The organism is Actinoplanes sp. NPDC051537 (assembly GCF_055586105.1).
This window is the reverse complement of sequence record NZ_JBVJIU010000017.1, coordinates 231,358-253,788: the sequence shown is the minus strand read 5'-3', so window position 1 is coordinate 253,788 and position 22,431 is coordinate 231,358. Positions and strand designations below refer to the sequence as shown.

Below are 22,431 nucleotides of genomic sequence, written 5' to 3'. Positions count from 1 at the left end.
GTCACTTGGCCCGGTCCAGCGCGGACTGTGCGGACTTCTGCGCGGTGGCGATGCGGGCGTCGATCTGCGCCGGGCTCAGCGAGCTCTTGGCCAGGTCGGGCAGCGCCTGCACGGCCACATTGGTCAGCGCCAGCTGGATGTCGCTCCACGCGCCGGTGAATGGGGTGGCCACCGACTTCTTCGCGGCCTCGGTCACCGGGCCGAGCTTCGGGTCGGATGACAGGGTCTGCAGGGCCGACGCGTTGGCGGGCAGGTTGCCGAACTTCTTGTAGTAGTCGAGCTGCACGTCCGGGTCGGTGACCAGCTTGACGTACTGGAACGCCAGGTCCTTGTTCTTGGAGTAGTCGGCGACCAGCAGGTTGTCGCCGGAGAGGATGCTGGCGGCCTCGACGCCGTTCGCGGGGCGGGTGGTGGCGCCCGGCGGCACGGTCGGCAGCAGCGTGAACGCCCACTTGCCCTTCACCGCGCCCTGGTCGAGCGAGTTGGTCGCGGTCGAGGTGGTCAGCAGGAAGTAGCCGGTCTTGCCCTTGGCGAACGAGGCCAGCGCCTGCGGGTTGGTCCAGCCGACGGCGGCCGGGTCGACCACCTTGTCGTTGGTGAGCCAGCCGAAGTAGGTCTGGTACGCCTTCGACACGGTCGGGTCCTGCAGCTTCGCGGTCTTGCCGTCGACCAGCGGGTTACCGGCCTGCACGGACATGCCCCAGACGAACTTCCAGGGGTCGAAGTTGTCCTTGTAGCCGAGGGCGAGGCCGTACTGGCCGCTCTTGGTCAGCTGCTTCGCCTGCTGGGTCAGCTCGTCCCAGGTGGTCGCCGGCTTGGCGATGCCGGCCGCCTTGAGCAGCTCGGTGTTGTAGGCCATGACGAACGGGCGGCTCACCCACGGGATGCCGACCTGGTTGTTCTCGTCCGGGCCGGAGATGCCGAGGGTGGCCGGGTTGAACTTGTCCTTGCCGCCGATCTTCTTCCACTCGTCGTCGCCCATCTTGACGAAGGCGCCGGTCGAGTAGGCCGTCGGGGTCATCGTGGTGCCGACCGCGTAGACGTCCGGCCCGGAGCCGGCCACCACCGAGGTCTGTATCTTGGTCAGCTCGTCGTTGGCGGTGGCGAACTGCTCGAACTTCACGGTGGCGCCGGTCTGCGCCTTGAACTTCTCGCTGATCGACTTCTGCCAGGCCGCGAACTCCTCCGGGTACTGGGTGTTCGCCCCGATCAGCACGTCGAGCGTCTTGCCCGAGCCGCCGCCGCCACTGTCGTCGTCGCTGCCGCCGCACGCGGTGAGGGCGGCGGCCAGCACCGTCGCACCGGCCAGCGCCATGATCTTGCGAGTACGCATCATCGTCCGTCTCCTTCGGCCCAAGCCGGCGGGTAGTGACCCGCATCACTGTTACGCGATGGTTTCCCCGGGCAGTGACGCCTGGCAATGAGTTGCCAGTTGTTGCCCCGGCGGCCAGGCAACTGGTGGCAACCGCTTGCCATCCGCGAATCCGCGCCCCGAGGCTCGGGCCTATGGCCGCCCTGACGCTGCACCCCGACCGCTTGCTGCCCGCCGACCCCGGGGTGCGCGATCTCGCGCGCCGCCTCTACGCCGCCGTCGCCGATCTGCCGATCGTCAGCCCGCACGGGCACGTGGATCCGCGGATGCTCCTCGATGACAAGCCGTTCGCCGACCCGGCTTCGTTGTTCATCCAGCCGGATCACTACGTGACGCGGTTGCTGCACTCCGGCGGCGTGTCCCTGCGCGATCTGGGCGTGGGGGAGGGGCCGCTTCCCGAGGACCGTGCGCGCCGGGCCTGGCGCCTGCTGTGCTCGCACTGGCACCTGCTGCGGGGGACGCCCGTTCGGTACTGGTTCGAGAGCTCGCTGGCGCTGTTCGGGATCTCCGCGCGGCCCGCGGGCGACAACTCCGACGTTTTGTACGATCAGATATCCGAATCCCTTTCGTCGGATGACTTCCGGCCGCGCGCCCTGCTCGATCGGTTCAACATCGCGTTCCTGGCCACCACGGACGATCCGGCCGACGACCTGAAGGCGCACGAGGCGCTGGTCTCCGTCGTCGAGACGACGGTCGCGCCCACGTTCCGGCCCGACCGATACCTCGAGGTGGGGCGGGCGGGCTGGCCCACCTACGTCAAGGAGCTGGGCGGGGACGTCGGCGACTACGCCGGCTACCTCGCGGCGCTGGCGGAGCGGCGGCGGTACTTCGTCGCGCACGGGGCGGTCTCGGCGGACCACGGGCACCTCGACGCCGGGGCCGAGCCGCTGGACGTGCGGGAGGCGGAACGCATCTACCGGTCGGCGCTGTCGGGCACGGTCACCGTACGGGAAGCGATCGCCTTCCGCCGTCACATGATCTTCGAGATGGCCCGGATGTCGTGCGAGGACGGCCTGGTCATGACGCTGCACCCGGGCGTCTGGCGCAACCACCACGCGGCGACGCTCGGCGCCTTCGGACCGGACACCGGGCACGACATCCCGGTCGCGGCCGAGTTCACCCGTTCCCTGCAGCCGCTGCTCGACCGCTTCGGCACCCACCCCGGTTTCCACCTGGTGCTGTTCACCGTCGACGCGACCGTCTACAGCCGCGAGATCGCGCCCCTGGCCGGCTTCTATCCCTCGGTGTACGCCGGGGCGCCGTGGTGGTTCCTCGACAATCCCGCGGAGATCCGCCGTTACCAGCAGGCGGTCACCGAGATCGCCGGCTTCTCCCGGCTGTCCGGCTTCATCGACGACACCCGGGCGTTCTGCTCGATCCCGGCCCGGCACGACATGTCCCGCCGCCTGGACGCCGGCTTCCTGGCCTCGCTGGTCGCCGAGCACCGCCTGGACGAGGACGAGGCCCTCGGCACGCTGACCACGCTGGTCGTCGATCAGCCGCGGGCGGTCTTCAAGATCTGAGCGGCAAGGGCAAGGGCCTCCTGGAGTACGAGGCGCTCGGGCCGGTTCTGCGCGCGGGCGACCGCGGCGACGTCCTCGAACTCGGGCATGGCCTGCACCGCGACGCCGTCGAGGTAACCGACCTTGACCCGCACCCGGTCATCGCCGATCTCGACAGGGACGAACGCCCGTTCCAGCGCCGTCCGGCCGCGCTCGCCGTGCCGGATGCCGAGCGTGCTCGTGTCCCGGAAGATCCGGTCGCGCAGCTCCGGCGCCAGTTCGGGGCGGCAGAGCACGCTGAGGGTGTGCGCGGGCCGGCCCTTCTTCATGAGGATCGGCGTGAGCCACGCGTCGGCGGCGCCGAGGTCGAGCATCGTCCGCAGCACACCGGGCCAGAGTCGCGGGTCGAGGTCGTCCACATTGGCCTCGAGCAGCAGCAGCGTCTCCTCCGTCGCGCCGACTCCGGCCCCGAGGAGGACGCGGACGACGTTGGCGCGGCCGGCCGGGTCGCGCGTGCCCGCCCCGACGCCGACCGCGTCGAGGGTCATCGGCGGCACCGGCTCGCAGACCGTGGCGAAGGTCCGCAGCAGCGCCATCCCGGTCGGCGTGGCCAGCTCGCCGTCCCCGCCGCCCGATATCTCCCATCCCCGCGAAAGCTCCGCCACCGCGGGCGCCGGCACCGGAAGCCGCCCGTGCCGTGCTGTGACACTGCCGGACCCGAGGGCGACCGGCCCGGCCGACACCGTCGTCACGCCGAGGCCGGCAAACGCGGCACAGCACCCCACCACGTCGGCAATCGCGTCGAGCGCCCCGACCTCGTGGAAGTGCACCTCGTCCGGCTCGATGCCGTGCACCTTTGCCTCCGCCGCCGCAAGCCGCGCAAAGACTTCGTCGGCGGCGGGCAGATCGATGCGTCGGAGGAGTTCCCGGATCTCCCGCCAGCGCCGCTCGGGTGGATCCTCGTCCCGAAGCTCGACATCGACCTTGAGCGCCCGAAGCCCGGCCCGGGTCACCTCCCGCGTGCTCATCCGGACCGCATCGCCGGCCACCGCGGCAATCGCCGATCGAACCGCCTCGACATTCGCCCCCGCGTCGAGAAGGGCGCCGAGAAGCATGTCACCGGCCACCCCGGCGGAAGCATCGATCCAGGCATGGCGCCCGCTCACGATGCCGCGATCTGCGCGGCCAGGTGGCCGGCGCCGTAGCCATTGTCGATGTTGACCACCGCCACGCCGGGGGCGCAGGCGTTGAGCATGGTGAGCAGAGCGGCCAGGCCCTCGAAGGCGGCGCCGTAGCCCACCGACGTCGGGACCGCGACGATGGGCGCCGCGATCAGGCCGGCCACGACGCCCGGAAGCGCGCCATCCATGCCCGCCACCACGATCACGGCCCGGGCGCCGCGGAGCAGGTCGAGGTGGGCGAGGACGCGGTGCAGGCCGGCCACGCCGACGTCGACCACGATGTCGGCCTCGCGGCCCAGGTAGCGGGCGGTCAGCAGGGCCTCGCGGGCGACCGGCAGGTCCGAGGTGCCGGCCGCCACCACCACGACCCGGCCGCCGGTGGGCGGTGGCGCGGCCGGTGGCCAGGCGAGCAACCCGGCCTCGGGATCGTGGAAGGCGTCGGGCAGCACCGCGCGGACGGCGCGGGCGTGCGACGGCGCGGCCCGGGTGAAGAGGGTGACGACGTCGGGCCGGGCGGCGACCGCGGCGGCGATCCCGGCGACCTGGTCCGGCGTCTTGCCGGCGCAGTAGACCGCCTCCGGATAGCCGCGCCGGCCGGCCCGGTCGAGATCGAGGTTCGCGTAGGCCGAGAGATCGGTCACCGGGTCGCCGCCTCGGTGAACGCGCCCGACTGGATGCCGGCCAGGTCGAGGGTCACGAAGCGGAACCCCGCTCCGGTCACCGCGGCGCGCACCTCGGACCGCAGCGGCTCGGCGACGGCCCGCACCAGGTCGCCGGGTGGGAGCTCGAGCCGGGCCACGTCGCCGTGGTGGCGCACCCGCAGGTCGCCGAAGCCGAGCCGGCGCAGGGCCGCCTCGGCCCGCTCGACCTGGCTCAGGCGGAACGGGGTGACCGCGGTGAAGTGCGGGATGCGGGAGGCCAGGCAGGGCGCGGCGGGCTTGTCGGCGACCGGGAGGCCGAGGGCCCGGGCGGCGGCGCGCACATCGGCCTTGGTCAGCCCGGCGTCGGCGAGCGGGGTCAGGACCCGGTGGGCGGCCGCCGCCCGCGCGCCGGGACGGTCGGTGCGGCGTACGTCATCGGCGTTCTCGCCGTACGCGATCGCGTCGAGGTCGTAGTCGATCGCCGTCGAGTCGGCGATGCGGGTGAACAGCTCGTCCTTGCAGTGGAAGCAGCGGTCGGGGCCGTTCGCGCGGTAGGCCGGGCGGGAGCCCTCGTCGGTGGCGACCTCGACCAGCCGCGCGCCGATCAGCCCGGCCACCCGGTGCGCGCCCGTGCGCTCGTCGGCGGCCAGGCTCGGCGACACGCCCAGGATCGCGACGACCCGTTCGGCGCCGAGGGCGCGGACGGCCAGCGCCAGCAGCACGGACGAGTCGACGCCGCCGGAGAAGGCGACGCCGAGGCGGCGCACCCCGGTCAGGTGGGGGGTGAGGTCAGCGGTGTTCATGACGGTCATTCCACGTCGGATACCCGGTGGCGCGGCAAGCGATTGCCAAATGTTGCACCTCGCCAAGCTACGTTAAGTTGCTTGGCATGCCGGGGGACGACGCGCTGTGCCGGGAACTGGTCGCCGCCAGCCGGGCCGGCACCGTGGTCACCACGCCGGAGACGATCCCGGCCGCCACGCTGCGCCGCGCGCTGCTCCAGCCGCCGGGGCCGGGCGACCATCCCACCGGGCAGCTCTACCTGCGGGGCGTGACCGTCGACGGCGACCTCGACCTGCGCGGGTCGACGCTCGGCGTGCAGCTCACGCTGATCGACTGCGTGGTCCGCGGCGGCATCAACCTGCTCGAGGCGACGCTGCCCAGCCTCCAGCTCGACCGCACGACGGTGGCCTGGGTCGACGCCGCCAACTGCCGCTGCACCCAGGACGTCTGGCTCAAGGAGTCGTCGTTCCCGGCCGGCGTCGACTTCACCGACGCCCGGGTCGGCGGGTCGGTGCATCTGGACGGCTCGCTGTTCGGGCCCGACCACCGGACCGACGCGATCTCGGTGCTGCCGCGCGGCTGCCCGGTGCGGATGCGGCGGCTCACCATCGGCGGCATGCTCAGCGCGCCCCGCATCGAGTGCCGGGGCCTGTTCGACCTGTCCAACGCGCACGTGGGCGGCGACGTCGAGCTGGACAGCGCCCGGCTGGTCGCGCCCGAGGCCGAGGGGCCGATGCCGGGCACCGCGCTGAACGGGCCGGAACTGCGGATCGACGGCTCACTCAGCGCGGACCGCCGGCACGAGCGGGCGCGCCGGTCGATCGCGCACGCCGAACCGTCCGAGCGGCACTCGGGGTCGTCCCGCACCAACGCCGACCTGCTCGAGGTGACCGGCCGCTTCTACCTTCCGGGCGTGGTGATCGACGGGATCGTCGACCTGAGCGCGGGACGGTTCACGGCGGCCGTGCCGCCCGCGCCCGAGCGGCACGGGATCGGACCCAGCGGCGACGCGGAGTTCGACCCGTACGCGGTGGTGGTCATCGATGGCGCGAAGGTGCGCGGCAACGTCGAGCTGGACGCGGGTTTCACCGCCCGCGGCAGCGTCCGGGTCAGCGGCGCCGAGATCGGCGGGGACCTGCGGTTCGACCGGTCGGCGATCGACGGGAACGCGTACGCGATCGTCGCCAACGGCGTCGTCGTGCGCGGCCACGTCAGCGTCACCGACGCCACCATGACCGGCGAGGTCTGCTTCCAGGACGCGCGCGTCCAGCACAACGTCCACGTCCAGCGCTCGACCCTGCGCACGGCCGGCGGCAACGCGCTCAACCTGCACCGCGCCCACGTCGGCGGCGCCGTCGACTGCGGCGACCTGGACGCCGAGGGCTCGCTGCGGATGGCCGACCTGGTCGGCGGCTCGGTCTTCGTCTCGGGCGCGACGCTGCGCGAGCCGTGCCGCACCGACCTGCGCATCTACCAGCCCGGCACCCGCGAGAACCGGCACGATCCGGTGCTCAACCTGATCGGCGCCGAGATCACCGGCACCGTGCGCGGCAACCCGGCCACGGTTCCGTTCCGGGCGTACGGCCAGGTGGCGTTGCGTGGCGCCAAGGTCTCCCGCTCGGTGCAGTTCATCCGGGCCGAGATCGTCAGCGAGGAGGGCCCGGCCGTCGACGCGGCGTCGCTGGCCTGCTCCGACCTCTACCTGAAGGGGATCGGCACGGTCGGCGGGGTGCGGTTCGCCGACGCCCGCATCTCCGGCGACGTCGACCTCACGGGCGCGCATCTGCGGCGGAACGAGCAGCCGCGGGACGAGCCACGCCCGTCGCCGTCCATCGACGGCGGCGCCGCGGTGATCGGCGGGGACGCGTGGTTCGACGACACCCGGGCCGAGGGGCTGCTGCGGCTGCGGCGGGCCGAGGTGAGCCGGTCGGTCGGCCTCAAGGGCGTCGTGCTGGGGGAGGACCCGGCCGGGCTGGTGCTCGACCTGGCCGGCCTGCGCACCCCCGACCTGGTGGCGGCGCCGGGCGAGCCGTTGCGGGGCAACGTCGACGCGTCCCGGGCCGTGGTCATCTCGTTCACCGACAACGCCAACTTCTGGCACGCCACCCATCTCGACCTGCTCGGCTTCGCCTACCAGGTGCACCTGGACCTGGACGCGACGGCGGGCCGGGCCGACTGGCGGACCCAGATCGAGCGCCTGCGCAGCACCAAGATCCTGCCGCCGCCGTCGACGTCGCGGACCGAGCCGGCGCTCCCGACCGGGCAGCTCTCCCAGCCGTACCTCCAGCTCGCCGCGACCTATCGCGCGGCCGGCGCCGACTCCGTGGCCCGCCGCATCCTCTTCGAGATGCGCCGCCGCGAGTGGGCCCAGCGCACCGAGCGTCCGGGCGGCGTCCGGCGGCATCTGCTGCGGCTGGTCGGTTTCCTCTACCGGGTCACGGTCGGCTACGGCTACCGGCTCCAGCTGGCGCTCTACTGGCTGCTGGGCCTCTGGCTGGCCGGCTTCCTCGTCTTCGGCGTCCTGGCCGGCCCCTCGCGGCCCGACCCGCAGCCGGCGGCCGGCCCGGCCAGCGAGTGCGTGGTTGCGGCCGACGCGGACCCGGTGCCCGATCAGCCCGGCTACTGCGGCAACTTCAACCCGGCGCTGTACACGCTCGACCTGCTCGTGCCGGTGGTCGACCTCGGCCAGAAGTCGTCCTGGCACTACCGTGACGTGGGCCTGCAGATCGTCGCCGACATCCTGCAGATCGCCGGCTGGATCCTGGCCACCGCCGCCGCGACCGCCGCCCTCGGCCTCGTCGGCCGCGCCGAGGACCGCGGTACTACTTGAGACCCTCGTCCGCGCGGGCCTCGGTCGGGGCGAGCGCGGCGCCGAGCGTACGGGCCGTGTCGATCAGTGGCACGTGGCTGAACGCCTGCGGGAAGTTGCCCACCAGCCGGTGCTCGTCGGTGTCGTACTCCTCGGACAGCAGCCCGACGTCGTTGCGCAGCGCCAGCAGGCGGGCGAACGTCTCGCGCGCGTCCTCCTGCCGCCCGATCAGCGCGTAGTTGCTGGCCAGCCAGAACGTGCAGGCCAGGAACGCGCCCTCGCCCGGCGGCAGGCCGTCGACGTCGCCGCCCGGCTTCTGGGTGTAGCGCTGCACGAAGCCGTCGACCATCAGGTGCTCCTCGATCGCGGCGACCGTGCCGATCACCCGTTCGTCGTCGCCGGGCAGGAACCCGACCAGCGGGGCCATCAGCATCGCCGCGTCCAGCTCCGCCGAGCCGTAGAACTGGGTGAACGTCCGGCGGCCGGCGTCGTACCCCTTGTCGAGGATCTCGGCGCGGATCTCGTCGCGCAGCACGCACCACCGCTCGGCCGGCCCGTCGAAGCCGAACTCCTCGATCGCCTTGACCGCCCGGTCGGCGGCGACCCACGCCATCAGCTTCGAGTGCACGAACTGCTTCGGGCCGCCGCGCACCTCCCAGATGCCCTCGTCCGGGTCGCGCCAGTGGTTCTCCACGAACTCCATCAGCTTGACCTGGAGGCCCCACGCCGGGTCGTCGGCCTTGAGGCCCGCGCGCCGGCCCTGGTGCAGCGCGTCCATCACCTCGCCGTAGACGTCGAGCTGGAACTGCTCGGCCGCGGCGTTGCCGATCCGCACCGGGTTGCCGTCGTAGCCGGTGAGCCAGGTGGCCTGGTACTCGTCGAGGCGGCGCTCGCCGGCCACGCCGTACATGATCTGCAGCTCGGCGGGGTTTCCGGCGATGGCCCGCAGCAGCCACTTGCGCCAGGCGATCGCCTCGCTCTGGAAGCCCGAGTAGAGCAGCGACTGGAGGGTGATCGTCGCGTCCCGCAGCCAGCAGAACCGGTAGTCCCAGTTCCGCACGCCGCCGAGCTTCTCCGGCAGGCTGGTGGTCGCGGCCGCGACGATCCCGCCGGTCGGGGCGTACGTGAGGGCCTTGAGCGTGAGCAGCGACCGGACCACGGCGTCGCGCCATTCGCCCTCGTACGTGCAGGCCGAGACCCAGCCCCGCCAGTAGCCCTCGGTGACGCCGAGCTCGTGGGCCGGGTCGAGCGGCTCCGGCGGCGGCAGGTGCGAGGGCCGCCAGGTGAGCACGAACGGCACCTGCTCGCCGGTCTGCACCCGGAAGTCGGCCCGGGTCGCCAGGTTCTCCCCGCGCGTCTCGACCGGGGTGCGCAGCCACGCGGCGTCCGGTCCGGCCACCGCGACCAGGTCGTCCTGCTCCCGGTAGACCCACGGCACGACGTGCCCGTAGTCGAAGCGCAGCCGCAACGTCATCCGCATGTCGACGGCGCCGCGCACGCCCTCGACGATCCGGATGAGGTCGGGCGACTCCCCGCGGGGCGGCATGAAGTCGATCAGCCGGACGACGCCGTCGGCGGTCTCGAACTCGGTCTCCAGCACCAGCGTGTCGTCCCGGTAGCGCCGCCGCGTCGCGATCACCTCGCCGGCCGGCCGGATCGTCCAGTGCCCGTTCTCCTCGTCCCCGAGCAGCGCCGCGAACACGGCCCCGGAGTCGAAGCGCGGCGCGCAGAACCAGTCGATCGACCCGTCCCGCCCGACGAGCGCCGACGTCTGCGTGTCCGCGATGATCGCGTAGTCCTCGATCGGAAGCGCCATACCGCTTGTCTTACCCGCCGCCGCCTTCCCGGAACGGGAAAAGGGCCGCATCCGCGAACGGATGCGGCCCTCACCGGGTCGGGAGCGCTAGCCCTTGACGCTGCCCGCCATCAGGCCGCGGACGAAATAGCGCTGCAGGAGCAGGAACACGACGACCGGCACCAGGATCGAGACGAAGGCGCCGGCGGAGAGCAGTTGCCAGGCCGTGCCCCGGGTGCCGCTGAGGTTGGCCAGCGCCAGCGTGATCGGGGCGACCTCGTTGCCGCCGCCCGCGAAGACCAGCGCCACCAGCAGGTCGTTCCAGACCCAGAGGAACTGGAAGATGCCGAACGCCGCCAATGCCGGGGTGAGCAGCGGCAGCATGACCTTGAAGAAGATGGCCACATGGCCGGCGCCGTCCACCCTCGCCGCTTCGATCAGGCCGGCCGGCACCTCTCGCATGAAGTTGTGCAGCAGGTAGATGGCCAGCGGCAGCGCGAACGTCGAGTGCGCGAGCCACAGCGTCCAGAACGTGCCGGTGATGTGAAGGCCGACGAAGATCTTCAGCAGCGGCAGAAGCGTGATCTGCAGCGGCACGATCTGCAGGGCGAAGATCGCGATGAACAGGAAGTTCTTGAACCGGAAGTCGATCCAGGCGAAGGCGTACGCGGCCAGCGACGCCAGCGCCATCGGGATCAGCACCGAGGGGATGCAGATGACCAGCGAGTTGACGAAGAAGTCGGCCATGTTGATGCCGCCGCCCTCGCCGAACACCGCTCGGTAGTTGTCGAGCGTCATCTGCGGGTCGGAGAAGAACGTCCACCAGCCGGTCCGCTTGATCGCCCGTTCCGGCCGGAACGAGGAGACCAGCAGGCCGAAGGTGGGGATGGTCCAGAGCACCGCGATGATGATGGCGAAGAGCGACGCCCAGGGCGAGCTCAGCCGCTTCTTCGCGATCGCGGCCGCGCTCGGCTTCTCCGCGGCCAGGTCCGGTGTGCTCGTCACCGGAGTTACGGCGGTCATCGTGCCTCCGATTGACGAACCTGCCGGATGTTGTACGCGACGACGGGGATGACCAGGATGAAGAGCAGCACCGCGAGAGCGGCGCCGAGCCCCTGGTTGTCGGCCCGGAACGTCTGTGAGTAGAACTCGTTGGCCACCACGCTGGTCTTGAAGTTGCCGCCGGTCATGGTGCGGACGATGTCGAAGACCTTCAGCGTGCCGATGCCGATGGTGGTCAGCACCACCACGATGGTCGGGCGGACGCTGGGCACCGTGATGTTCTTGAACATGGTCCAGGCGGTGACGCCGTCGAGCCGGGCGGCCTCGACGATGTCGTCCGGGATCGCCTTGATGGCCGCCGAGAGCACGGTCATGGCGAAGCCGGCCTGGATCCAGATCATCACGACGATCAGCAGGAACGTGTTGAGCGGCGACTCGATCAGCAGCTGGACCGGCTTGCCGCCGAGCCACACGATGATCTGGTTGATCAGGCCGATCTGCTTCACGTTGGCCTGGTCGGGCCGGTACTCGTACATGAACTTCCAGATGATCGACGCCGCCACGAAGGAGATCGACATCGGCAGGAAGATCAGGGCCTTCGCGAACGACTCGAACCGCGACTTGTCCACCAGGATCGCGTAGATCAGGCCGATGCCGGTCGCCAGGAACGGGGTGAGGACCACCCAGAACACCGTGTTGCGCAGAACCGTGAGCTGGTCCTTGTCGGTGAAGATGGTCTTGTAGTTGTCGACCCCGACGAACGCCTTGCCGGCGGCGTCGAAGAACGACTCGTAGATGGTGCGGAGGCCGGGGTAGACGAGGCCGACCAGCAGCATCAGCACGACGGGGAGCAGGTAGAGATACCCGACCCACTTGTCGCCGCGCCGGCCGCCGATCCGGCCCGCGAAGAACAGGATGACGCCCATGACCGCGGCGAAGAGCAGCAGCGCGGCGATCATCTGCAGAAGTTTCTCAGGGGTGGTGGAGGCGGTGTTGAACACGCGACCCGTACCTCCTTCTTCTTTCCTTGGGGAGAAGAGAGGGATGGGGCCGGCCCGGAGGTAGGTGCCCTCCCGACCGGCCCCGATGGAGCTAATCAGATCACTTAGGCCACGAGTTTTCGATGTTGTTGAGGGTCGTCTTCGTGTCCTGACCGGTGACCCACGCGGTCGACTGCTTCCAGAACGAGTCCGAGCCGACGGCCGCGGGCATCTGGTCCGAGCCGTCGAACCGGAACTGCGAGGCCGGGTCGAGCAGGATCTTCGCCGCGAGCTGGTCGATCGGGCTGGTCAGGTTGTTCGGGTCGAGACCCTTGTTGGCGCTGACCCAGCCGCTGGACAGCTTGGCCTTGGTGTTGGCCCAGGTGTCGGAGGACAGGTAGGTCTGGAACGCCTGGACCTCGGGCCGGTCGTTGAACGCCAGCACGAACTCGCCGCCGCCGAGGACCGGCTTGGCCGAGGTGTCCTTGCCCGGCAGGTAGAACGCGAAGACGTCGCCGTCCTCGGCCACCTTGGTGCCCTTGGGCCAGTTCGCCGCGTAGAAGCTGGCCTGGCGGTGCATCATGCACTGGTCGTCGAGGATCGGCAGACCGGCGTCCTGGAACGTGGTCGACGCGATGCTCTTGACGTCACCGAGACCGCCGTTGACGTACTTGTCGTTCTTCAGGTATCCGCCGACGGCGTCGAGAGCCGCGGTGGGCTCGGCGCTGTTGAACGCGATCTGGTGGGCGACCCACTTGTCGTACTCCTCCGGCCCGGAGAGCCGAAGCATGAAGTCTTCCATCCAGTCCGTGATCGGCCAGCCCGTGGCGTCACCGGAGTTGATGCCCGCGCACCACGGCTTCTTGCCGTCGGCGACCATCTTGTCGCTGAGGGCCTTCAGCTCGTCGAGCGTGGTCGGGACCGCGTAGCCCGCGTCCTTGAACGCGCTCGGCGAGTACCAGACCAGGGACTTGACGCTCGCGCCCAGCGGGGCCGCGTAGAACTTGCCGTCGACCGTGCCGTAGTTCTTCCAGTCCTTGGACCAGAACTTGTCGACGTTGGCCTCGGTGTCGGCCGGCGCCGCGACCGCCTTGCCGGTCGCCACCAGCTGCTTGAGCAGACCCGGCTGCGGCACGATGGCCAGGTCCGGCGGGTTGCCGGCCTTGGCGCGTACCAGGATCTGGGTCTCGAAGGACTTGTCGCCCTCGTACTTGACCGTCGCGCCGGTGCACTGCTCGAAAGGCTTGTACGAATTGATGTGCGGGGTGTCCTCGGGGGTGACGATGCCCGTGTAGATCGAGATCGTCTTGCCCTTCAGGTCCCCGAACTTCGTGTATGGCGAACAGTCGATGGCCGACGCCGATGCGTTGCCCGACGTGTCGCTGTCGGAGTCCTTGTCGTCGCCACACGCTGCCATGCCGAAAACCAGCCCGGCACTCAGTGTGCCGGCGAGCACGGCCCGAAAACGCGGGCTCGTAGGTTGACCGAACATACCGCTCCCTATGTCAAATCGCGCCTCCGACGTCCGAAGACGTCGCCGTCCGAAGCGCTACTTGGGTCACAGTCAAGAGGTAACCGGGACGTTGCGCAATGATTTCCGCTTGATCGACTCGGTAACGATACGGCAGCGGCGGTCAATGGTCCTTAACCGGTTAAGGAAGAACCGCTGGTCAGGCCGTGAACGCCTCCTCGGCCGACCCTAGTCGCCAAGCGGCCGCCCCGCCCGGAAATCTGGATATCCGGGGAGGCGGCCGGTGTGTCGTGCTTAAATCGGGCGTTCCGCCGCTCAGCCCGCGATGGCCAGGTATTTGTAGCCGAGGCGGGCCATCCGGTCGGCGTCGAGCACGTGCCGGCCGTCGAGCAGGATCGGAGTGCGCATGAGGCCGACGAACTTGCTCCAGTCCAGCTCGAGGTACTGCGCCCACTCGGTGACCAGCACCACCGCGTCGCAGTCGTCGAACAGGTCGTCGACGGTCTCGCTCAGGTAGGGGGCGAGCTCGGGCTGCTCGCGGCGGAAGCGCTCGCCGGCGATCGGGTCGTGCAGCTTGACCCGGGCGCCGCGGGCGAGCAGCAGGTTCGCGATGTCGAGGGCGGGCGAGTCGCGCAGGTCGTCGGTGTTCGGCTTGAACGCGATGCCGAGCAGGCCGATCTTGCGGCCCTTGAGGATGCGCAGCTCGTCCTGGAGGCGCTCGACGGCGATCTGGCGCTGCCGGTCGTTGACCACGCGGGCGGCCCGGACGATCGGCATCTCGTAGTTGTACTCGGACGCCGTCGCGATCAGGGCCTTGGTGTCCTTGCCGAAGCAGGAGCCGCCCCAGCCGACGCCGGCCTGCAGGAACCGGGACCCGATCCGCTGGTCGAGGCCCATGCCCCGGGTCACCTCGGTGATGTCGGCGCCGACCTTGGCGGCGAGCTGGCCGATCTCGTTCGCGTAGCTGATCTTCAGGGCCAGGAACGCGTTGGCCGCATACTTGATCAGCTCGGCCGACGCGAGGTCGGTGGAGACCAGCGGGACCGCGCCGATGTCGTCGGGCCGCGGCGAGAAGCTGGGCGCGGTGAACGTCTGGTTGATGATCGGCCGGTAGAGCTGGTTGAGAATCTCGAGGCTGCGCGGGTTGTCCGAGCCGATCACGATGCGATCGGGGAAGAGCGTGTCGTGGATGGCATTGCCCTCGCGCAGGAACTCCGGATTCGACGCGACCGAGAATTCGCAGCCCTCGGGACGGTCCGTACGCTGCGCGAACGACTCACGAAGAATCGCGTCGACCCAGTTACCGCTGCCGATGGGCACGGTCGACTTGTTCACCACCACGGTGAAGGGGTGATCGAGGTGCTGCGCGACCGTCTCGGCGGCCGAGCGCAGATAGCGCAGATCGGGGCTGCCGTCGGCGGCGGAGGGGGTCTGCACGGCCACGAACACCACGTCGGCGCCCGGCACGGCCTCGGCATAGCTGGTGGTGAAGGTCAGGTTGCCGGCGGCCTCGGCGAGCAGCTCGTCCATGCCCGGCTCGTAGATCGGGCAGCGTCCGCCGTTGAGCATGTCGACCTTGCTCTGGTCCAGGTCGACGCAGGTTACCTGGTGGCCCAGGAAAGCCAGACTCACACCGGTCGTGAGCCCGACATAACCCGTGCCCACCACACAAACCCTCATGAAACGCTCCTCGCTCCGGCCAATCAACGCCCGATGATACACATCGGGTTAGGACGCCCCATGACCGAAAAGTTCATGGATGGTTGACGGTAAGTGGTCGGCCCATTCCGGGGCGTTGCTGAACGGTTTTTAAGCAATTCACGCACGGCAATTTCTTAAATGAAACGCGGGATGGGCGCCGGGGCGCCCGCGGGCGCGGCCGGGCGAGGTCTTTATATCCACGATTGTCAACTAGTGGTTTCCGGGGCTTGACAGCAGTGTGACGCGGGCCGGACGCTCTTGGGAGCGCTCCCATGTGTACGCCTGTCAATGGAAGGTGCCGGATGAGAAGGACAGCAGTCGCGGCGACGGTCGCCGCCCTGTTAGGCGGGGCGGTGGCGGTCGCCCTGGCTCAGCCCATGACGGCCGCCGCAGCCGCGGCCGACCCGTACTCCTGGAAGAACGTTCGCATCGACGGCGGTGGCTTCGTCCCGGCCATCGTCTTCAACCCCGGCGAGAAGAACCTGATCTACGCCCGCACCGACATCGGCGGCGCCTACCGCTGGAACGAGGCCGACCAGAGCTGGACGCCGCTGCTCGATTGGGTCGGCCAGAACAACTGGGGCTACAACGGGGTGCTGTCCATCGCGCCCGACCCGGTCGACACCAAGCGGGTCTACGCCGCGGTCGGCATGTACACCAACGACTGGGACCCGAACAACGGCGCCATTCTCCGTTCCGCGGACAAGGGCGCGACCTGGCAGGTCACCACGCTTCCGTTCAAGAACGGCGGCAACATGCCGGGCCGCGGCGTCGGCGAGCGCCTCGCCGTCGACCCGCACAACGACAAGAACGTGTACTTCGCGGCCGAGGGCGGCAACGGCCTGTGGCGGTCGACCGACTACGGCGCGACCTTCAGCAAGGTCACGAGCTTCCCGAACGCCGGCAACTACGTGCAGGACCCGGCGGACACCAACAACTACCTCAACCAGAACCAGGGCCTGGCCTGGGTCACGTTCGGCGCCACCAACCAGATCTTCGTCGGCGTCAACGACAAGTCCAACCCGGTCTACATGTCGAACGACAACGGCTCGACGTGGACCCGGATCGCCGGGCAGCCGACGGGATATCTGCCGCACAAGGGCGTCGTCCAGGGAAACAACCTCTTCATCGCGACCAGTGACACCGGCGGGCCGTACGACGGGGCGGCCGGCCAGGTCTGGCGCTACGACATCGCGGCCGGGACGTGGACGAACATTTCCCCGACACCGGCCGCCGACGCCTATTACGGATATTCCGGGCTGACCGTCGACGCGCTGCACCCCGGGACGCTCATGGTCGCCACCCAGATCTCCTGGTGGCCCGACGCAATCTTCTTCCGGAGCACCGACAACGGCGCGACCTGGACCCGCATCTGGGACTGGACCAGCTATCCCAGCATGTCCAAGCGCTACACCATGGACATCTCGGCCGACCCGTGGCTGGACTTCAACAACAACCCGCAGCCGCCGGAGTCGACCCCGAAGCTCGGCTGGATGAACGAGACGCTCGCGATCGACCCGTTCAACTCCAGCCGGATGATGTACGGCACCGGCGCCACGCTGTACGGCACCACGAACCTGACGAACTGGGACGCCGGCAGCACCATCACGATCAAGCCGATGGCCAAGGGCATCGAGGAGACCGCCGTCCTCGACCTGGCCAGCCCGCCGTCCGGGGCGCCGCTGGTCAGCGCGCTCGGCGACATCGGCGGCTTCTACCACGCGTCGCTCGACGCGGTGCAGCCCAGCTTCCACGACACGCCCAGCCTGGGCAGCAACACGAGCCTCGACTTCGCCGAACTCACGCCCACGGTGTTCGCGCGAGTCGGGAACGCGGACGCTGCCCCGCACATCGGCATCAGCTCCGACGGCGGCAAGAACTGGTACCAGGGCCAGGAGCCGTCCGGGGTGACCGGCGGCGGCACGATCGCGGTCGGCGCCGACGCGGGCTCGATGGTCTGGTCGCCGCAGGGCACCGGGGTCTACTACTCGACCACCCGCGGCAGCTCGTGGACCGCCTCCACCGGCGTTCCCGCCGGCGCGGTCGTCGAGAGCGACCGGGTCAACCCCAAGACCTTCTACGCGTACGCCGCCGGCAAGTTCTACACCAGCAAGGACGGCGGAGCGACGTTCACCGCCTCCGCGGCGTCGCTGCCGGCCTCGGGCCGGCTGCACTTCCACGCCGTGCCGGGCGTCGCCGGCGAGGTCTGGCTGGCCGGTGAGACCGGACTGTTCAAGTCCACCGACTCCGGCGCCACGTTCACCAAGGTCTCCTCGGTGACCGCGGGCGTCAACGTGGCCTTCGGCAAGGCCGCTCCGGGCCAGTCACACCTGGCCGTCTTCCTGGTCGGCACCGTCGACGGGGTCACCGGGGTGTTCCGCTCCGACGACGCCGGCGGCTCCTGGGTCCGGATCAACGACGACGCTCACCAGTACGGCAACGCCGGCGACGCGCTGGCCGGCGACCCGCGGGTCTTCGGCCGGGTCTACCTCGGCACCAACGGCCGCGGCATCCTCTACGCCGACCGGACGACGACGGCCACCACGCCGACCGGAAGCACCTCGTCGCCGACGCCGACGTCACCTTCGCCGTCGCCCACATCGCCGTCGCCCACCGTCTCGCCCACCGTCTCGCCGACCACGTCGCCGACGGTTCCGGCGACCGGCGGCTGCACGGCCACCTACAAGATCACCGGCTCGTGGAGCGGCGGCTTCCAGGGTGAGGTCACCGTCGCCAACACGGGCTCCAGCGCGACCAAGAGCTGGACGGTCACCTGGAACTACACGGCCGGCCAGACGATCACGCAGCTCTGGAGCGGCACGGTCAGCCAGACCGGCGCCGCCGTCAAGGTGACGAACGCGAGCTACAACGGCGCCGTCGCGGCGGGCGCCTCCACCACCTTCGGGTTCCTCGGCAGCACCACCGGTGCCACGAACCCGGTCCCGTCCCCGGTCACCTGCTCGGCAACCAGCTGAGCATCTCTCCCCAACCCCCACCGGAAAGGAAATCCCCGTGCTACCACGAGAAAGACGACTGCGGCGATTGCGTCGCGGCCTGGCCATCACCGGCACCGCCGTCCTCGGCGCCGGCGTGGCCCTCGCGGCCGGCGTGCCCGCCCACGCCGCGGCCGGCTGCACCGTCGTGTACAAGGTGCAGAGCCAATGGCCGGGCGGATTCACCGGCGACATCCAGATCACCAACTCCGGTGATCCGGTCAGCAGCTGGAAGCTCGAGTACGACTTCCCGGACGCCGCGCAGAAGGTGTCGCAGGGATGGAACGGCGTCTACGCCCAGAGCGGTCAGCACGTCACGGTGAACAACGCGAGCTGGAACGGCGGCCTCGGCACCAACGCCACCGTCGGCACCGGCTTCAACGGCACGTTCGGCTCGGCCAACCCGGTGCCCACGGCGTTCAGCCTCAACGGCGTCGCGTGCAACGGCGCCACCGCCGCTCCGACGGTGGCGATCTCGTCGCCGGCCGCCAGCACCCGCTACACCGCGCCCGCGTCCATCCCGATCACGGCCAATGCCACGGCGGCGAGCGGGAACACGATCAGCAAGGTCGAGTTCTATCACGACGGCCTGCTGCTCAACACGGACACGGCATCGCCGTACGCGTACACCTGGACCGGGGTGCCGCAGCAGACCGCGGCCTACCACCTCCAGGCGATCGCCTACGACAACACCGGCGCCAAGAGCAGCACCGCCGACGTGCCGGTCTTCGTCGACGCCAGCACCTCGCCGGCGATCGTCGCCGACGCCACCTCGTTGTCGGTGGCCCCGGGCGCGAGCTCGACGTTCAAGCTGGCGCTCTCCAAGGCGCCGACCGCGAACGTGACGGTGGCCGTCGCGCGTACGGCCGGGGCCACCACGGTCTCGGCGTCGCCGGCGTCGCTCACCTTCACCCCGTCGAACTGGAGCACCGGGCAGACCGTGACCGTCGCGGCGACCACGGCCGCCACCTCGGGCACCAGCGCCACCTTCTCGGCGACCTCGACCGGCTACACGGCGGCGACGGTGACCGTGAACGTGGTGCCGGCCGGCAGCGTCGATGACCGGTTCACCCAGATGTACAACGACATCAAGAGCCCGTCCAACGGCTACTTCAGCCCCGAGGGCGTGCCCTACCACTCGATCGAGACGCTGATCGACGAGGCGCCGGACCAGGGTCACGAGACCACGTCCGAGGCGTTCAGCTACTGGCTGTGGCTCGAGGCCGAGCACGGCGCCTCGACCCAGGACTGGGCCCCGTTCAACTCGGCCTGGTCGACGATGGAGAAGTACATCATCCCGTCGCACGCCGACCAGCCGACCAACGCCAACTACAACGCGTCGAAGCCGGCGACCTACGCGGCGGAGTACCCGCTGCCGTCGTCGTACCCGTCGCAGCTCGACTCGAGCGTCTCGGTCGGTTCCGACCCGCTGGCGTCGGAGCTGAAGAGCGCTTACGGCACCGACGACATCTACGCCATGCACTGGCTGCTGGACGTGGACAACGTGTACGGATTCGGCCACTGCGGTGACAAGACCACCCGGGTCGCGTACATCAACACCTTCCAGCGCGGGCCGCAGGAGTCGACGTGGGAGACCGTCCCGCAGCCGTCCTGCGACACGTTCACCGCCGGTGGCCCGAACGGCTACCTCGACCTGTTCACCAAGGACGCCAGCTACGCCAAGCAGTGGAAGTACACCGACGCCCCGGACGCGGACTCGCGCGCGGTGCAGGCGGCGTACTGGGCGTACACCTGGGCCACCCAGCAGGGCAAGGGCTCGCAGATCTCCACCGCGGTGACCAACGCCGCCAAGATGGGCGACTACCTGCGCTACTCCTTCTACGACAAGTACTTCAAGACGCCGGGCTGCCACTCCACCTCCTGCCCGGCCGGCACCGGCAAGAACGCCTCCAACAACCTGATGTCCTGGTACTACGCCTGGGGCGGCGCGACCGACACCAGCGCGGGCTGGGCCTGGCGCATCGGTTCCAGCACGAGCCACTTCGGCTACCAGAACCCGATGGCCGCGTACGTGCTGAGCAACGTCAGCGCGTTCGCACCCAAGGGCGCCACGGCGAAGTCGGACTGGCAGGCCAGCCTGAGCCGGCAGCTCGAGTTCTACCAGTGGCTGCAGTCCTCCGAGGGCGCCATCGCCGGTGGCGCGACCAACAGCTGGAACGGCAACTACTCGACGCCGCCGTCCGGCACCCCGACCTTCTACGACCTGGCGTACGTCGAGGCGCCCGTCTACGCCGACCCGCCGTCCAACCAGTGGTTCGGCATGCAGACCTGGTCGCTGGAGCGGCTGGCCGAGTACTACTACACGACCGGTGACGCCAAGGCCAAGTCGATCCTCGACAAGTGGGTGACCTGGGCGCTCGCGAACTCCACGATCAGCGCGAGCAGCTTCGAGATCCCGTCCGACCTGACCTGGTCGGGCGCGCCGGCCACCTGGAACCCGTCCAGCCCGGCCGCCAACACCAGCCTGCACGTCACGGTCAAGTCCAAGGGCACCGACCTCGGTGTCGCGGGCTCGTTCGCGAAGCTGCTGACCTACTACGCGGCCAAGTCCGGCAACGCGGCGGCCAAGACGGCGGCCAAGAACCTGCTCGACGCGATCTGGACGCACAAGGACGCGAAGGGCGTGTCGGTCACCGAGACCCGCACGGACTACAACCGGTTCGACGACGTGTACAACGCCTCGACCGGCCAGGGTCTCTACATCCCGCCGGGCTGGAGCGGCAAGATGCCGAACGGCGACGTGATCGCCCCCGGCAAGTCCTTCCTGGACATCCGCTCCTTCTACAAGAACGACCCGGACTTCCCGAAGGTCCAGGCGTACCTGAACGGCGGGGCCGCCCCGACGTTCAACTACCACCGCTTCTGGGCGCAGGTCGACGTCGCCACCGGCTACGCCGACTTCGCGCGGTTGTTCCCGAACGGCTGATTCCCGTTGTGAGAGGAGGAACCATGAGAAAGAAGAAACTGCTGGCCTATCTGGGGGCCGCGATCATCGCGGCCGGCCTCGGGGCGGTGGTCATGCCCAGCGCGGCGTCGGCGCACGGCGCGATGATGACGCCGGGCAGCCGGACGTGGCTCTGCTACCAGGACGGCAAGACCAGCACCGGGGAGATCGTGCCCAAGAACGCGGCCTGCGCGGCCGCGGTCGCCCAGAGCGGGGTCACCTCGCTGTACAACTGGTTCGCCGTGCTCCGATCGGACGGGGCGGGCCGGGTGAACGGCTTCCTCCAGGACGGCCAGCTGTGCAGTGGCGGGACCGGGGGGCCGTACAACTTCACGGGCTTCAACCTGGCCCGTAACGACTGGCCGGTCACCCACCTGACGTCGGGCCGGACCATCGAGATCGACTACAACGACTGGGCCAAGCACCCGGGCACGTTCTCGCTCTACATCACCAAGGACGGGTACGACCCGACCAAGCCCCTGGCCTGGAGCGATCTCGAACCGACGCCGTTCAACCAGGTGACCAACCCGCCGGCCGACGGCGGGCCGGGCACCGACACCGGGCACTACTACTGGAACGCCACCCTGCCCTCGGGCAAGAGCGGCAAGCACCTGATCTACTCGGTCTGGGCCCGCTCGGACAGCACCGAGACGTTCTACGGCTGCTCCGACGTCGTGTTCGACGGCGGCAACGGCGAGGTCACCGGGGTCGGTGGCGGCGGCACCACGACGCCACCCACGACGCCTCCGACCACCCCGCCCACGTCGCCGACGACACCCCCGACGTCGCCGACCACGCCGCCGACGTCGCCCACCAGCAACCCGGGTTCCGGGGGCTGCACGGCGATGTACAACGTGACCGGCTCCTGGACCAACGGTTTCCAGGGTCAGATCATGGTGCACGCGCCCGCCGGCAGCGCGATCGGCAAGTGGACGGTCACCTGGACCTGGCCGGGGTCGCAGACCCTGACCCAGCTCTGGAGCGGGACGGCCACCAGCAGCGGTTCGCTGGTGACGGTCAAGAACGCGGCCTGGAACGGGTCCATCCCGGCCGGCGGCGACACCACGTTCGGTTTCCTCGGGTCGGGCGCCACGCCGACCACGGTGAACAACCTGACGTGTAGCACGGCCTGACACACAAGAGGGGGGGGGGGGGGGGGGGGGGGGGGGGGGGGGGGGGGGGGGGGGGGGGGGTGGGGGGGGGGGGGGGGGGTGGGGTGGGGGGGGGGGGGTGGGG

The 22,431-nt window shown here is 70.0% G+C and carries 14 protein-coding genes; 5 read left to right on the top strand and 9 right to left on the bottom strand.

Features of this window, described 5'->3' with window-relative positions; all coding sequences use genetic code 11:
• Position 1: 1 nt before the first annotated feature.
• Entirely contained in the window at positions 2–1,336 is a 1,335-nt protein-coding gene (locus ACZ6TB_RS36335) for an ABC transporter substrate-binding protein (RefSeq protein ID WP_465562346.1), read from the bottom strand.
• 170 nt (positions 1,337–1,506) lie between these two features.
• Here ACZ6TB_RS36335 and uxaC point away from each other — a divergent pair, with 170 nt between their 5' ends.
• The gene (gene uxaC, locus ACZ6TB_RS36330) at positions 1,507–2,895 is read left to right on the top strand and encodes a glucuronate isomerase (protein ID WP_465562344.1); all 1,389 of its coding nucleotides are present in this window, start codon (positions 1,507–1,509) and stop codon (positions 2,893–2,895) included.
• Here the strand turns inward: uxaC and larC are convergent.
• Genes larC through larE form a run of 3 tightly spaced genes read right to left on the bottom strand, consistent with a single transcriptional unit; the run spans position 2,868 to position 5,499 of the window.
• A complete protein-coding gene (gene larC / locus ACZ6TB_RS36325) occupies positions 2,868–4,040 on the bottom strand; it encodes a nickel pincer cofactor biosynthesis protein LarC (protein ID WP_465562342.1) in 1,173 nt (390 codons plus the stop codon). The genes uxaC and larC overlap by 28 nt on opposite strands.
• The gene (larB, locus tag ACZ6TB_RS36320; protein WP_465562340.1) at positions 4,037–4,696 is read right to left on the bottom strand and encodes a nickel pincer cofactor biosynthesis protein LarB; all 660 of its coding nucleotides are present in this window, start codon (positions 4,694–4,696) and stop codon (positions 4,037–4,039) included. Before larB ends, larC begins: the two co-directional genes overlap by 4 nt.
• Positions 4,693–5,499 carry an ATP-dependent sacrificial sulfur transferase LarE gene (gene larE, locus ACZ6TB_RS36315; RefSeq protein ID WP_465562338.1) on the bottom strand — a complete coding sequence of 269 codons (807 nt, stop codon included), beginning with the start codon at positions 5,497–5,499 and terminating at the stop codon, positions 4,693–4,695. The genes larB and larE overlap by 4 nt, the downstream gene beginning before the upstream one ends.
• A gap of 86 nt (positions 5,500–5,585) precedes the next feature.
• Here larE and ACZ6TB_RS36310 point away from each other — a divergent pair, with 86 nt between their 5' ends.
• Positions 5,586–8,309 (top strand): hypothetical protein, encoded by a 2,724-nt coding sequence (locus ACZ6TB_RS36310; protein WP_465562336.1) that lies wholly within the window; start codon positions 5,586–5,588, stop codon positions 8,307–8,309.
• On the opposite strand, the gene ACZ6TB_RS36305 is transcribed toward ACZ6TB_RS36310, so the two are convergent.
• The 5 genes from ACZ6TB_RS36305 to ACZ6TB_RS36285 all read right to left on the bottom strand — a co-directional run bounded on the left by ACZ6TB_RS36305 (position 8,302) and on the right by ACZ6TB_RS36285 (position 15,216).
• A complete protein-coding gene (locus tag ACZ6TB_RS36305; RefSeq protein WP_465562335.1) occupies positions 8,302–10,104 on the bottom strand; it encodes a glycoside hydrolase family 15 protein in 1,803 nt (600 codons plus the stop codon). The two genes, ACZ6TB_RS36310 and ACZ6TB_RS36305, sit on opposite strands and share 8 nt — an antisense overlap.
• Before the next feature lie 87 nt (positions 10,105–10,191).
• Positions 10,192–11,106, bottom strand: coding sequence for a carbohydrate ABC transporter permease (locus ACZ6TB_RS36300; RefSeq protein WP_465562333.1), 915 nt, complete (start codon positions 11,104–11,106; stop codon positions 10,192–10,194).
• Positions 11,103–12,044: a carbohydrate ABC transporter permease gene (locus ACZ6TB_RS36295; protein WP_465562379.1), complete on the bottom strand. Its 942-nt coding sequence runs from the start codon at positions 12,042–12,044 to the stop codon at positions 11,103–11,105. Before ACZ6TB_RS36295 ends, ACZ6TB_RS36300 begins: the two co-directional genes overlap by 4 nt.
• Positions 12,045–12,186: 142 nt before the next feature.
• The gene (locus ACZ6TB_RS36290; protein WP_465562331.1) at positions 12,187–13,557 is read right to left on the bottom strand and encodes an ABC transporter substrate-binding protein; all 1,371 of its coding nucleotides are present in this window, start codon (positions 13,555–13,557) and stop codon (positions 12,187–12,189) included.
• A 294-nt stretch (positions 13,558–13,851) separates the two neighbouring features.
• Positions 13,852–15,216 carry a UDP-glucose dehydrogenase family protein gene (locus ACZ6TB_RS36285; protein WP_465562329.1) on the bottom strand — a complete coding sequence of 455 codons (1,365 nt, stop codon included), beginning with the start codon at positions 15,214–15,216 and terminating at the stop codon, positions 13,852–13,854.
• Between the two features lie 323 nt (positions 15,217–15,539).
• On the opposite strand from ACZ6TB_RS36285, the gene ACZ6TB_RS36280 reads away from it, so the two are divergent.
• The 3 genes from ACZ6TB_RS36280 to ACZ6TB_RS36270 are packed head-to-tail and all read left to right on the top strand — an operon-like array spanning position 15,540 to position 22,328.
• The gene (locus tag ACZ6TB_RS36280; protein WP_465562327.1) at positions 15,540–18,212 is read left to right on the top strand and encodes a cellulose binding domain-containing protein; all 2,673 of its coding nucleotides are present in this window, start codon (positions 15,540–15,542) and stop codon (positions 18,210–18,212) included.
• A 37-nt stretch (positions 18,213–18,249) separates the two neighbouring features.
• A complete protein-coding gene (locus ACZ6TB_RS36275; protein WP_465562326.1) occupies positions 18,250–21,177 on the top strand; it encodes a glycoside hydrolase family 48 protein in 2,928 nt (975 codons plus the stop codon).
• A gap of 23 nt (positions 21,178–21,200) precedes the next feature.
• Positions 21,201–22,328: a lytic polysaccharide monooxygenase auxiliary activity family 9 protein gene (locus ACZ6TB_RS36270; protein WP_465562325.1), complete on the top strand. Its 1,128-nt coding sequence runs from the start codon at positions 21,201–21,203 to the stop codon at positions 22,326–22,328.
• The last annotated feature ends 103 nt before the right edge of the window (positions 22,329–22,431 follow it).

Excerpts from the sequence above, each read along its gene's own strand:
- ACZ6TB_RS36295 (WP_465562379.1), bottom strand. The coding sequence starts at position 12,044 with ATGATCGCCGCGCTGCTGCTCTTCGCCGCGGTCATGGGCGTCATCCTG.
- ACZ6TB_RS36305 (WP_465562335.1), bottom strand. The coding sequence starts at position 10,104 with ATGGCGCTTCCGATCGAGGACTACGCGATCATCGCGGACACGCAGACG.
- ACZ6TB_RS36280 (WP_465562327.1), top strand. The coding sequence starts at position 15,540 with ATGAGAAGGACAGCAGTCGCGGCGACGGTCGCCGCCCTGTTAGGCGGG.
- ACZ6TB_RS36335 (WP_465562346.1), bottom strand. The coding sequence starts at position 1,336 with ATGATGCGTACTCGCAAGATCATGGCGCTGGCCGGTGCGACGGTGCTG.
- larE (WP_465562338.1), bottom strand. The coding sequence starts at position 5,499 with ATGAACACCGCTGACCTCACCCCCCACCTGACCGGGGTGCGCCGCCTC.
- ACZ6TB_RS36290 (WP_465562331.1), bottom strand. The coding sequence starts at position 13,557 with ATGTTCGGTCAACCTACGAGCCCGCGTTTTCGGGCCGTGCTCGCCGGC.
- ACZ6TB_RS36300 (WP_465562333.1), bottom strand. The coding sequence starts at position 11,106 with ATGACCGCCGTAACTCCGGTGACGAGCACACCGGACCTGGCCGCGGAG.
- ACZ6TB_RS36285 (WP_465562329.1), bottom strand. The coding sequence starts at position 15,216 with ATGAGGGTTTGTGTGGTGGGCACGGGTTATGTCGGGCTCACGACCGGT.
- ACZ6TB_RS36270 (WP_465562325.1), top strand. The coding sequence starts at position 21,201 with ATGAGAAAGAAGAAACTGCTGGCCTATCTGGGGGCCGCGATCATCGCG.
- uxaC (WP_465562344.1), top strand. The coding sequence starts at position 1,507 with ATGGCCGCCCTGACGCTGCACCCCGACCGCTTGCTGCCCGCCGACCCC.
- ACZ6TB_RS36310 (WP_465562336.1), top strand. The coding sequence starts at position 5,586 with ATGCCGGGGGACGACGCGCTGTGCCGGGAACTGGTCGCCGCCAGCCGG.